The sequence below is a fragment of the Blastococcus sp. SYSU DS0753 genome (genome assembly GCF_054051175.1).
In genome coordinates this window covers 97,093-109,219 of sequence record NZ_JBJHAT010000007.1, presented here as the reverse complement: position 1 = coordinate 109,219, position 12,127 = coordinate 97,093, and the positions used below count along the sequence as shown (strand labels likewise).

The 12,127-nt window shown below is 72.8% G+C and carries 9 protein-coding genes; 4 read left to right on the top strand and 5 right to left on the bottom strand.

Annotation, left to right across the window (positions count from 1 at the left end; all coding sequences use genetic code 11):
* The first annotated feature begins 85 nt into the window (after positions 1 to 85).
* A complete protein-coding gene (locus ACI799_RS08525) occupies positions 86 to 670 on the top strand; it encodes a maltokinase N-terminal cap-like domain-containing protein (RefSeq protein ID WP_456587798.1) in 585 nt (194 codons plus the stop codon).
* 21 nt (positions 671 to 691) lie between these two features.
* On the opposite strand, the gene ACI799_RS08520 is transcribed toward ACI799_RS08525, so the two are convergent.
* Positions 692 to 1,432 carry a dihydrofolate reductase family protein gene (locus tag ACI799_RS08520; protein ID WP_456587799.1) on the bottom strand — a complete coding sequence of 247 codons (741 nt, stop codon included), beginning with the start codon at positions 1,430 to 1,432 and terminating at the stop codon, positions 692 to 694.
* Between the two features lies 1 nt (position 1,433).
* Positions 1,434 to 3,188: a malto-oligosyltrehalose trehalohydrolase gene (gene treZ / locus ACI799_RS08515; RefSeq protein ID WP_456612875.1), complete on the bottom strand. Its 1,755-nt coding sequence runs from the start codon at positions 3,186 to 3,188 to the stop codon at positions 1,434 to 1,436.
* 479 nt (positions 3,189 to 3,667) lie between these two features.
* Between treZ and ACI799_RS08510 the strand changes: the two genes are divergently transcribed.
* A complete protein-coding gene (locus tag ACI799_RS08510; protein WP_456612874.1) occupies positions 3,668 to 4,561 on the top strand; it encodes an ATP-grasp fold amidoligase family protein in 894 nt (297 codons plus the stop codon).
* 2 nt (positions 4,562 to 4,563) lie between these two features.
* Here ACI799_RS08510 and ACI799_RS08505 read toward each other — a convergent pair whose 3' ends face one another.
* The gene (locus tag ACI799_RS08505) at positions 4,564 to 5,304 is read right to left on the bottom strand and encodes a hypothetical protein (RefSeq protein WP_456612873.1); all 741 of its coding nucleotides are present in this window, start codon (positions 5,302 to 5,304) and stop codon (positions 4,564 to 4,566) included.
* A 201-nt stretch (positions 5,305 to 5,505) separates the two neighbouring features.
* Between ACI799_RS08505 and ACI799_RS08500 the strand changes: the two genes are divergently transcribed.
* Both ACI799_RS08500 and ACI799_RS08495 read left to right on the top strand, forming a co-directional pair.
* Positions 5,506 to 6,270, top strand: a complete 765-nt coding sequence (locus ACI799_RS08500; RefSeq protein ID WP_456612872.1) for a hypothetical protein — start codon at positions 5,506 to 5,508, stop codon at positions 6,268 to 6,270.
* Between the two features lie 241 nt (positions 6,271 to 6,511).
* Positions 6,512 to 7,471 (top strand): ATP-grasp fold amidoligase family protein, encoded by a 960-nt coding sequence (locus ACI799_RS08495; protein WP_456587804.1) that lies wholly within the window; start codon positions 6,512 to 6,514, stop codon positions 7,469 to 7,471.
* Between the two features lie 49 nt (positions 7,472 to 7,520).
* Here the strand turns inward: ACI799_RS08495 and treY are convergent, their stop codons facing one another.
* The gene (gene treY / locus ACI799_RS08490) at positions 7,521 to 9,869 is read right to left on the bottom strand and encodes a malto-oligosyltrehalose synthase (protein ID WP_456612871.1); all 2,349 of its coding nucleotides are present in this window, start codon (positions 9,867 to 9,869) and stop codon (positions 7,521 to 7,523) included.
* The gene (gene glgX, locus ACI799_RS08485) at positions 9,866 to 11,977 is read right to left on the bottom strand and encodes a glycogen debranching protein GlgX (RefSeq protein WP_456598848.1); all 2,112 of its coding nucleotides are present in this window, start codon (positions 11,975 to 11,977) and stop codon (positions 9,866 to 9,868) included. The genes treY and glgX overlap by 4 nt, the downstream gene beginning before the upstream one ends.
* Between the last annotated feature and the right edge of the window lie 150 nt (positions 11,978 to 12,127).

Genomic DNA, 12,127 nt, shown 5'->3' with positions numbered 1-12,127 from the left:
CTCGTACCGGCTCGCGGGCCTCGTCCGTCGCCCCACCCTCGCACGCCACCTGCTGCGGTGCCGTCCACGGGAGCAGGATGGGGCCATGGCGACGATCCACCGGACGACGATGGTGCCGACCAAGCTCGAGCTGATCGGCGGGTGGCTGCCCCGCCAGCCCTGGTACCGCCCGCCGGGCGCGCCGCCGGCGCTGCGGCGCGCCGGGGGGTTCCGGCTGGACGACCCCGCGGGCGAGGTCGGGCTCGAGTTCATCGTGGTCGCCGACGGCCCCCCAGGGCGGGAGACGACCTACTTCGTGCCGCTGAGCTACCGCGGCGCACCCCTCGCCGGGGCGGAGGAGGGGCTGCTCGGCACGTCCGAGCACGGCGTCCTCGGCACGCGCTGGATCTACGACGCCGCGCACGACCCGGTCGCCGTCGCCCAGGTGCGGGCATTCGTCGCGGGGGCGGCCGAGGCGCAGCACCAGGACGACAGCGACACACCCGATCCCTCGGTGGCGCGCCGCTGGACCGGTGCCGGCGCGCCGGAGGCCACCGGCTCGGTCGAGTTCGTCCGGGTCCTGCAGCCCGGCGACGGCGCACCGGGGGAGGGCGCGGGCTCGATCGAGGCCGAGTGGACCGCGGCGGACGGCACCGTCGTGCGCGGGACCGTCGCCGTCGTCCGGGCGTGACCCCGGGCCGACGGTTCCTCCCTACGCGAGCGACGCGCCGTCCACGCCGTACCGGGTGAAGAGCATCCCGTCCTCCTCGAGCACCTGGCGCAGCGTCAACCGCACCGGTGCCGGCAGGGCTGCGTCGAGCAGCCGGGCCTCGCCGCCGACCAGCGCCGGTGACACCGACAGGTCCAGCTCGTCGACGACCCCGGCCGCCAGCGCGGTGCGCAGCAGCTGCGGGCCGCCCTCGCAGGTCACCTGCTCCAGCCCGCGCCCGGCGAGCGCCTCCAGGGCGGCGGGCAGGTCCACGTCGTCGTCGCCGCAGACCAGCACGTCGACACCGGCATCGGCCAGCGCCGAGCGGCGGCCGGGGTCGGCCGCCGCGCAGGTGACCAGGACGGTCGGGCGGACGGCGTCGGCCACCAGCCTGCTCGCGGGGTCCAGCGACGCCCGCCGGGACACCACGGCGACCGGCATCGCGGGCGTGCGGCCGAGGGACTCCCGCAGCCGGCCGACCGGCGAGTCGGGCAGCACCGGCCGGTAGCCCTCGGTCGCCGCCGTGCCGTGCCCGACGAGGACGACGTCGGCGAGCGCGCGCAGCACGCGGAACACCCGGCGGTCGCCGGGCGATCCCAGGCCGGCGCTCACCCCGTCGACGGTGACGGCGCCGTCGAGCGAGGCGATGAAGTCCATGCGCAGCCACCGCCCGGGCGGGCAGCGGTAGGCCTCGACGAGGCCGGCGTCGTCGAGCTCGGCCGGCTCGGGGAACAGCCGGCGCACGTCAGCGGGTGCCGAGCACGGCCGCGCTCTCCGGCGGGAGCGTCACCGTGCGTCCGTCGAGGTCCGGCAGCTCACCGGTCGCGAAGAGCACGTCACCGGCCGGCACGTCGAGGTCGATCTCCCGCGGCTGGTCCGCCAGGTTCGCCACCACCCGCAGGGAGCCCCGGTGCACGACCAGCCAGCGGTCGGCGTCGTCCCAGTTGACCTGCACGGCGGAGAGGTCGGCGTCCACCAGGTCCGGGTGCGCCCGGCGCAGGGCGAGCAGCGAGCGGTGCACGGCCAGCAGCCGGTCGTGGGGCTCCGCGCCCAGCTCCGACCAGTCCAGCTTCGACCGGGTGAAGGTCTCGGGGTCCTGCGGGTCGGGCACCTCGTCGGCGTCCCAGCCGTGCTCGGCGAACTCGCCCTTGCGCCCCTCCGCCGTCGCCCGGCCGATCTCGGGGTCGGTGTGGCTGGTGAAGAACTGCCACGGCGTGGCGGCGCCCCACTCCTCGCCCATGAACAGCATGGGGGTGAACGGGCTGGTCAGCACGAGCGTCGCACCGACGGCCAGCAGCCCGGGGGAGAGGGAGGCCGAGATCCGGTCGCCCACGGCACGGTTGCCGATCTGGTCGTGGTCCTGCAGATAGGTGATGAACTTCCAGCCCGGCAGCCGTGCGGTGTCCACCGGCCGGCCGTGGTGCCGGCGCCGGAAGCTCGACCACGCGCCGTCGTGGAAGAAGGCGCCGGTGAGGGTCTTGGCCAGGCCGCCCAGCCCGGCCTGCGCGAAGTCCCGGTAGTAGCCCTGGTCCTCGCCGGTCAGCGTGGCGTGCAGCGCGTGGTGGAAGTCGTCGCTCCACTGGGCGTGGATGCCCGTGCCGCCCGCCACCCGCGGGGTCACCATCCGGGGGTCGTTGAGGTCGCTCTCCGCGATCAGGGTCAGCGGCCGCCCGACGGCCGCCGAGAGGCGGTCCACCTCCTGCGCCATCTCCTCCAGGAGATGGGTGGCCCGCTCGTCGACCAGGGCGTGGACGGCGTCCAGCCGCAACCCGTCGACGTGCATGTCGCGCAGCCACATCAGCGCGTTGTCGAGGATGTAGCGGCGCACCTCGTCGGAGTCCGGCCCCGAGAGGTTGACCGATTCCCCCCAGGTGTTCGCGCCGCCCTCGCTGAAGATCGGCATGAACAGCGGCAGGTAGTTCCCCGACGGGCCGAGGTGGTTGTAGACGACGTCCTGGATCACGCCCAGGCCGCGCTGGTGGCAGGCGTCGACGAAGCGCTGGTAGGCGGCGGGGCCGCCGTAGGTCTCCTGCACCGCGTACCAGAGCACGCCGTCGTAGCCCCAGTTGTGGGTGCCGTCGAAGGCGTTGACCGGCAGCAGCTCGACGAAGTCGATCCCGAGGTCGACCAGGTGGTCCAGCCGCGCGACCGCGGCGTCCAGCGTCCCCTCCGGGGTGAAGGTGCCCACGTGCAGCTCGTAGACGGAGCCGCCGGCGAGCTGGCGGCCGGTCCACGCACCGTCGCCCCAGCGGTGGGCGGACGGGTCGAACCGGCGGGACAGCCCGTGCACGCCCTCGGGCTGGCGACGGGACCGCGGGTCGGGGCGGGGCGTGCTGTCGTCGTCCACGAGGAAGCCGTAGTCGGCCTCCGGCCCGGCCTCCACCTCGGCGCGCCACCAGCCGCCCTCGTCCCGGCGCATGTCGTGGACGGTGCCGTCGACCTGGACCCGCACGCGCTCGGGCAGCGGGGCCCAGACGGAGAACTCGACGGGTGCGGACATGCGGGGGCCTCCAGGGGGGCGGGCGGGACGGACCTGGCCGAGGGGTTCCAGGCGCGAGCTTCATGCCCGCACCGCCGGCGCCCAACCACGCGATCGAGGTCGCTGCGCTCGACGGCGCGATCGAGGTCGGTGCGCTCGACGCCGCGACCGGCCGGGGAGTCGCGTGACCGGCGTCCTCGGCGCGTTGTCGGAGGCCCGGGACGAGGACGTCCGGCCGGAACTTCTCCGCGGTGGTGCTGGAGAGCGTCTGCGCGACCGCGCTCGCCGGGCTGCTGCCGGTGATCATCGCCGTCCGTGCGAAGGTGATCGATGCGATCCGCTTCTGAGCGGCCCGGATCCGCCGGCGGCGTGCGTCCACCGCGGCGGGGTTCCGGGACGGTAGCTCCCATCCAGACCCTCCGCGGCCGCGGGGTACCCGTGTGCGCCACGGAGAGACGACCGCCGGAGATGCCGGCGTCCCGCGCAGGGAGGACTCCACGATGCCCCGCAGTCGGCTGAACTCGGCTCTCCGCTCCTACCTGCAGCCGGCGCACCGCCGGGTCGCGGGGCTGCTGCCGCCGACGGCCCGGCGGCGGTACCTGTACCTGGCCGGACACTGGCGGCTGCCTCGGCTGCGGGACCCGCGGACGTTCTCGGAGAAGGTCAACTGGCGCATCCTGAACGACCGGCGGCCCGAGCTGGCGTGGACGTGCGACAAGCTGGCGATGAAGGAGCACGCCTCCCGGCTGCGGGACGAATCCGGGATCGCCGTGCCCGAGACGCTGTGGTGGGGCGAGGATCTCGGAGCGGTGGTCGGCCGCGCCTTCGACCGTCCGTGGGTGCTCAAGCCGAACCACCGCAGCGGTCTCGTGCGGTTCGGGGCGGCCACGCAGGTGATCGACGCCTCGACGGTGGAGGCGACGCGGGACTGGTCGCGGGACGACGAGGGAGTGCTGCTGGGGGAGTGGGCCTACCGCCAGGCCCGGAAGCTGTTCCTGGTCGAGGAGCACATCGCCGCCGGTGAGCCGCTGGACGACTACAAGTTCTTCGTCTTCCACGGGAAGGTCGCCGCGATCCAGGTGGATCGGGGCAGGTTCACGACGGGGCAGGCGAGGAACTTCTACACGCCCGACTGGGAGCCCCTCCCCGTGCAGAAAACCGTGCGGAGCGGGCCATCGACGGCAGCCCCGAAGAACCTGGCCGCGATGCTGCGCGCAGCGGAGGTGCTCGCCCACCCCTTCGACTTCATGCGGGTCGACCTGTACGACGCGGGGGGCATCGTCTGGTTCGGCGAGCTCACGCCGTACCCGGGCGGCGGTGTCACGCGGTTCGAGCCGGTGGAGTTCGACGCGTGGCTCGGGGCGCGGTGGTCGGTGCCGCAGCCGCCGCGCTGAGCTCAGCGCCGTCGCAGCACGTCCAGCGCCGCGGCGGGTTCCCGTAGCGCCTTCCTCGTCTTGCGGCCGAGGTCGCGCACCGCGACGAGGACGGGATTGGCGAACCGGACCCCCTCGTCGTGCGTGAGCCGGCAGGGCCGGCACCGGCCGCACGGCTTGCCATCCAGCGGGCGGAAGCAGGACCAGCGGAGCAGGAGCAGATCCAGGAAGCCGTGGGCCTGCGCGACCTGCCGCATCTCCTCCTTGGTCAGGTGGATCACGGGGAACGACCAGAACCGGAAGAGCTCCGACTCCGGTGAGCCGTTGAGCTGCCCCGGCTCGTCGAAGACCCTGCGCTGCCAGTCGCTGAGGCCGGACTCGTAACGCTCGATGCAGAGCTCGACGTCCGACCACCCGAGCGCCTCGGCGGGACCACTCAGCCAGACGTACTGGGTGCCCATCGTCGTCTCCCGGCGCAGGCGCTCCCCGATCGCCGCGTCACGTGGGCCGGGCGGGTGGTCGCTCGCCAGGACGAATGCGGTCGGGGCCAGGAGGGAGGGGTCCCCCAGCCGTGCGAGCACCCCTGCGCGCATGGCCTCCATTGCGCGGAGCTCGAAGAGCGTGCTGGGTCGACCGGTGTCGATCACGTAGATCGGCTGCACCGGGCGCCGCTCGACGAGCAACAGCTGCAGCAGCCGGAACGACGAGTCCCAGCCGCCGGTCCACAGCAGTCGCACCGGCTCCGCGTCTCGTCCTGCTGTCACGCAGCCGGATGCTACCCACGGGGAGTCGCTCGGCTCGGCCGGCGACCGGGGGCTTCGCCGTTCGGCGCCACGACCGGCTCCGACCCGGCCGTCTGCGTTCGCGCAGGGCACGACCGAGGACGGCGACAGGAGAGGCGGGGCTAAGGTCGCCGGATCGATGACTGCCCACGGGGCTCGAGATGGCGGGAGACGGTCACGATGGTGCCGATCGGCAATACCCGACGCTTGCTCGTCGCGCTCAGCGTGGCCGCGATCGTCATCAACCTCGTGAGCGTCGTGCTGCGGGTGGTCGCGGCCCAGCCGGCGAACGCGGCCGAGCTCGACAGCGGCGTGCGGCAGCCGGTCTTCTTCGGCTTCCAGGGCCTGCTGCGGATCTTCAGCGTCGACCAGGAGGCCAATCTGGCGTCCTGGCTGTCCGCGACGATCCTGCTGCTCTCGGCCCTGGTCGTCTGGGGGATCGCGGTGGACCGTCGCACCGCGGAGGACAGGTGGTGGCGGCACTGGGCGTTCCTCGCCGTCGCCTTCGCCTACCTCTCCGCCGACGAGGCGGCCAGGTTGCACGAATCGGCCGAGGTGGTGGTCGATTCGCTGATCGACGCCCGCGGCATCTTCTCGTTCGGCTGGATCCTGGTCGCGGCGCCCGTCGTCGTCGCCTTCGCGCTGGCCTACCTCGGATTCCTGCGCGCGCTGCCCACCTCCATCGGTCGACTCGTCGTGATCGCCGCCGTGCTGTACGTCGGAGGGGCGATGGGCGTCGAGGCCATCGGCGGCCTCGCCTACGACCTCAACGGTGGCCAGAAGGGCAGCCTGGCGTTCGTCGTGGCCTCCTCGATCGAGGAGTCACTGGAGATGGCCGGTGCCATCGTCTTCCTGGCGGCGATGATCTCGGTGTCCCGGTCGACGGTGCGGCTCGCCCGACGACCGGTCGACCTCGCCGAGCACCGGCCGGGCACCTCGCTGTCGTGACCACCTGAGCCACCTGCGGTCCGACGGCCGCGGAATGCCGCCTGCTCCCTGAGCGATCCCCGCTCGCCGGGGACGCCGTCTCGACGGGTCACGTGGCCCAGCCCGCCGGCGGCTCTCGCTCGACGGAGGGAGGTGGGGGGGCGTTGTCCGCACTAGCCTCTCGGCCACGGTGGGATACCTGTGTCCACCACGGTCAGGAGAACGTCGGACGAACAGGTGCCCCGCGCGGAAGGAGCTCGTGATGCCCCGGAGCCAGCTCAACGCGGTTCTCCGCTCGCGCCTGCAGCCCGCGCACCGCCGGTTCGCCGGCTTCCTGCCGCCGGCCGCCCGGCGGCGGTACCTCTACCTGGCCGGGCAGCGGCGCCTCCCTCGGCTCCGCGACCCGCGGACGTTCACCGAGAAGGTCAGCTGGCGCATCCTCCGGGACCGCCGGCCCGAACTGGAGTGGACCTGCGACAAGCTGGCGATGAAGGAGCACGCGCGTTGTCTCCAGCAGGAGGCCGGCGTGCTGGTGCCCGAGACCCTGTGGTGGGGCGAGGACCTGGGCGAGGTGGTCGGTCGCGCGTTCGACCGCCCGTGGGTGCTCAAGCCGAACCACCGCAGCGGCCTGGTGCGCTTCGGGGCGGCCTCGGAGGTGATCGACGCGTCGACCGTGGCGGCGACGCGGGAGTGGCTGCGGGACGACCAGAGTGCGCTGCTGGGGGAGTGGGCCTACAGCAGGGCGCGCAAGCTGTTCGTGCTCGAGGAGCACATCGCCGGGGGAGCGCGCCTGGACGACTTCAAGTTCCTCGTCTTCGACGGCGAGGTCGCCGCGATCCAGGTGGACCGGGGCAGGTTCACGCGCGAGCAGACGCGCAGCTACTACACCCCCGAGTGGGAGCAGATCCCCGTCCAGCTCGTCGCCCCGTGCGGGCCGCCGATGGCGGCGCCGGAGAACCTGGCCGCCATGCTGCACGCCGCGCGGGTCCTCGGGCGGTCCTTCGACTTCATGCGGGTCGACCTCTACACCACGGGGAACGCGGTCTGGTTCGGCGAGTTCACGCCGTACCCGAGCGGGGGCACGATGCGGTACGAGCCCCGTTCGTTCGATGCCTGGCTCGGGGAGCACTGGTCCCTGCCGACGGCACCGCACCCGGTGCCGGAGCCAGGACCCCGGCGGCGTCGTGCGACCGCACCGCCCGAGGCCCGGATGGTGTCGTGACGTCGGCTGGTGGCGCGGGAGGATGCTCCGGCGCCACCGGCGGTGCCGCCTACTCCCGCACGAGCAGCGCCACCGGCAGGCGGGAGAGCACGACGTCGGCAGCGATACCGGCGACGTCCGAGACCGCCCGTCCACCGGTGAGCAGGTCCCGCCACGCGCCGTTCGGCAGCTGGAGCGCGGTGTCGCCCCAGCCGTCCTGCGCCAGCTTCGCCGGCAGCCGCGTGCCGACCACGACGACACCACCGCGGTCGTAGGCGATCACGTGGTCGGCCGCCGCCCCGGTGACCGCCACCGGCTCGTAGGCGGTGAACCACTCGGGGTGGTCCCGGCGGGCGCGCAGGGTGCGCGACACGACCAGCAGCTTCGCCGCGCCGGTCTCGTCCACCGCGGGCACCTCCCCGCCGTCGAGCCGGGCGAGCAGCTGCCGGCGCAGGGCGTAGTCCACGGGGCGGCGGTTGTCCGGGTCGACCAGGGAGAAGTCCCACAGCTCGGTGCCCTGGTAGACGTCGGGGACACCGGGCATCGTCAGCTGCAGGAGCTTCTGGGTCAGCGAGTTCGACCAGCCCAGCGGCGCGATCCGGGTGACGAAGGCGTCGATCTCCGACCGCGTCGTGGGGTCGTCGAACGCGGCGTCGACCAGGGCGTGCAGCTGCTCCTCGAACTCCTGGTCCGGAGCGGTCCAGGTGGTCGAGGTGCCGGCCTCGCGGGCCGCCTTCTCCGCGTAGGTGTGCGCCCGCTCCCGGGAGAGCGGCCACGCGCCGACCAGGTTCTGCCACACCAGGTGGGCCAGCGAGCGGTCGGCCAGCGGGTGCCGGGTGATCCAGCCCCGCACGAGCCGCGCCCAGTCGGCGGGGAGCTCGGCGAGTACCGCCAGCCGGGCGCGCACGTCCTCGCTGCGCTTGGTGTCGTGCGTGGACAGCGTGGTCATCGACCGCGGCCGCAACGCCAGCCGCCGGCGCTGTGCCTCGTGGAACTCGGCCACCGTGCTGCCGAAGCGGGCCGGGTCACCGCCCACCTCGTTCAGCGCCGCGAAGCGCGCCCACCGGTAGTACGCGCTGTCCTCGACGCCCTTGGCCATGACCGGCCCGCTGGTCTGCTCGAAGCGGGTGGCCGCCTCGGTACCGGCCTGCGAGAGCACCGGGTGCAGCGCCTCCAGCGCCGGCGCCAGGTCGGGGCGGCGTTCCCGGACCGCGGCCACGGTCCGGTCCAGGTGCTCCCGGCCGTCGGGCAGGTAGCTCCGGTAGACCGGGAAGGAGGCGAGCAGCTCGGCCAGCGCCTCGGTCTCCTGCTCCCGGTCGACCGCGCCGCCGCCCGCCCCTCCGAGCGCGCCGATGACCCGGACCAGCCGGGCGACCTCCGAGCCGAGCATCCCGTCGGTGACCTCGCGCTTGCAGTCGTGGACCAGCTGGGCGTAGTCGACCCGCCGGCCGGCGAGTTCGGTGTCCAGCGCGGTCAGCGCCGGCTCCCCGGCCGGGTCGACGAGCACCTCGTCCACCTCGGCGAGGGCGTCGTAACCCGTCGTCCCCGCCGTCGCCCAGCTCTCGGGGAGGTCCTCCCCGGGTTCGAGGATCTTCTCCACGACCGTCCACCGGCCGTCCGACGCCTGGGCCAGGCGGTCCAGGTATCCCTTCGGGTCGGCCAGCCCGTCCGGGTGGTCGATGCGCAGCCCGTCGACGGCGCCGTCGTGCACCAGTCGCAGCACCAGCTCGTGCGTGGCCTGGAAGACCGCCGGGTCCTCGACCCGCAGCCCGGCGAGCGTGTTGATCGCGAAGAAGCGCCGGTAGTTCAGGTCGCTGTCCGCGCGGCGCCAGTCCACCAGCTCGTAGTGCTGCCGCGCGTGCACCTCCTGCGGCGTTCCGTCCCCGGTTCCGGGGGCGATGGGGAAGCGGTTGTCGTAGTAGCGGAGCTCCCCGTCCACCACCTCGAGCTTCTCGACGTCGTCCGCGGAGCCCAGGACGGGGATGCGGACCTTCCCGCCGCCGAAGTCCCAGTCGATGTCGAAGGCGTCCGCGTGCGCGCTGTCCCGGCCGTGCTGCAGCACGTCCCACCACCACGGCGCCGCCGCCGGGTCGTCGACGCCCATGTGGTTGGGCACCAGGTCGAGCACCAGCCCGAGCCCGTGCTCGTGCAGCGCGGCGACGAACCGGTCGAAGCCGGCCTGCCCGCCCCGCGCCTCGTCGATGTGCGCGTGATCCACGGTGTCGTACCCGTGGTTGCTGCCCTCGGCCGAGCGGAGCAGCGGGGAGGAGTAGGCGTGGGTGACGCCGAGGTCCGCGAGGTAGCCCGCGACCTCGGCGGCGTCCTGCAGCGGGAAGCCGGCGTGCACCTGCAGCCGGTACGTCGCCGTGGGGTCCGCGCGGCGACGCTCGTCCCCGGGCACCTGGATGGGCTCGCTCACTGGGCGGGACCCGTCAGGACGATGATCGAGCGGGCCTGCACGGTCACCGTCTCGCCGGGCTTCACCTCGACCGGCTCCACCTCGTGCATCTCGGCGGTGTCGAGCACCGGCGTCCAGCTCCGCGAGTAGTCGGCGCTGGGCAGGGTGAACTCGATCGGCTCGTGCGAGGCGTTGAACGCCAGGTAGAAGTGGTCGTCGGAGACGTACTCGCCGCGCTCGTCGGTCTCCCGGATCCCGACGCCGTTGAGGTAGACCGCCAGCGACTTGGCGTAGGCGGCGTCCCAGTCCTCGTCGGCCATCTCCTCGCCGGTCGGGGCGAGCCAGGCGATGTCGGGCACCGGGTCGCCCAGCCCGCGGCGGACCGGCCGGCCGTGGAAGAACCGGCGACGGCGGAACGTCGGGTGGTCGGCGCGGAGCTTGGTGACCTTCTTGGTGAACTCCAGCAGCCCCTCGTCGACGTTCTCCCAGTCGATCCACGTCAGCGGCGAGTCCTGGCAGTAGCCGTTGTTGTTGCCGCCCTGCGAGCGGCCGAGCTCGTCACCGTGCAGCAGCATGGGCACGCCCTGGCTCAGCATCAGCGTGGTGATGAAGTTGCGCTGCTGGCGGGCCCGGCAGGCCAGCACGTCGGGGTCGTCGGTCTCGCCCTCGACCCCGCAGTTCCAGCTGCGGTTGTGGCTCTCGCCGTCGTTGTTGCCCTCACCGTTGGCCTCGTTGTGCTTATCGTTGTAGGAGACGAGGTCGCGCATGGTGAAGCCGTCGTGCGCGGTGACGAAGTTGATGCTGGCCACCGGTCGCCGGCCCGAGTGCTGGTAGAGGTCGGAGGAGCCGGAGATGCGGTCGGCGAACTCCCCGATCGTGCCGCCTTCGCCGCGCCAGAAGTCGCGGACCGTGTCGCGGTACTTGCCGTTCCACTCGGTCCACAGGGCCGGGAAGTTGCCGACCTGGTACCCGCCCTCGCCGACGTCCCAGGGCTCGGCGATCAGCTTCACCTGGCTGACGACCGGGTCCTGGTGCACGAGGTCGAAGAAGGTGGCCAGCCGGTCGACGGCGTGCAGCTCGCGGGCCAGGGCGGAGGCGAGGTCGAAGCGGAAGCCGTCGACGTGCATCTCGGTGACCCAGTAGCGCAGCGAGTCCATGATGAGCTGCAGCGCCTGCGGCGTCCGGACGTTGAGCGTGTTGCCGGTGCCGGTGTAGTCCATGTAGTACTGCTCGTCGCCCTCGACGAGCTTGTAGTACGCCCGGTTGTCGATGCCCTTGAACGACAGGGTCGGGCCCAGGTGGTTGCCCTCGGCCGTGTGGTTGTAGACGACGTCGAGGATGACCTCGATGCCCGCCTCGTGCAGGGCGCGCACCATGCCCTTGAACTCCTGCACCTGCTGACCCGCCGTCGTGTCGCTGGCGTACTCGTCGTGCGGCGCGAAGAAGCCGATCGAGTTGTAGCCCCAGTAGTTGCGCAGGCCCTTCTGCTGCAGGGTGTCGTCCTGCACGAAGCGGTGCACCGGCAGCAGCTCGAGGGCGGTGATGCCCAGGTCGGTGAGGTGCTCGATCGTCGCCGGGTGGGCGATGCCGGCGTACGTACCGCGCAGCTCCTCGGGGATCCGCGGGTTGGTCATCGTCAGCCCCTTGACGTGGGCCTCGTAGATGACCGTCTTGTTGTAGGGGGTCTTCGGCGGGCGGTCGACGCCCCAGTCGAAGAACGGGTTGACGACGACGGACTTCGGCATGTGCGGGGCCGAGTCCTCGTCGTTGCGCTCCTGGGTCTCGAAGTCGTAGCCGAAGACCGAGGGGTGCCAGGCGACCTGGCCGTCGATCGCCTTGGCATACGGATCGAGCAGCAGCTTGTTCGGGTTGCAGCGCAGGCCCTGCGAGGGGTCGTAGGGCCCGTGCACCCGGAAGCCGTACTTCTGGCCCGGGTGGACGCCGGGGAGGAACGCGTGCCAGACGTACCCGTCCATCTCGGGCAGCCGGACCCGCTCCTCGTTGCCGTCCTCGTCGAACAGGCACAGCTCCACCTTCTCGGCCACCTCGCTGAAGATCGCGAAGTTGGTTCCGGTGCCGTCGTACGTGGCACCGAGGGGATAGGCGCTACCGGGCCACACCTGGGTCATCTGGGTCGTTCCTCCTGCGCAGGGCGCCCCGGGGCTGGGGGCGGGAGACCCGGGCGCGTGCTCGCGTGACCGGGTCGGGACGGACGTCGGGACCCCGGTGCCCGCGTCCGGGGCTCGCCACACCTCCGGCGGGCGTGAGACCGGCGACCG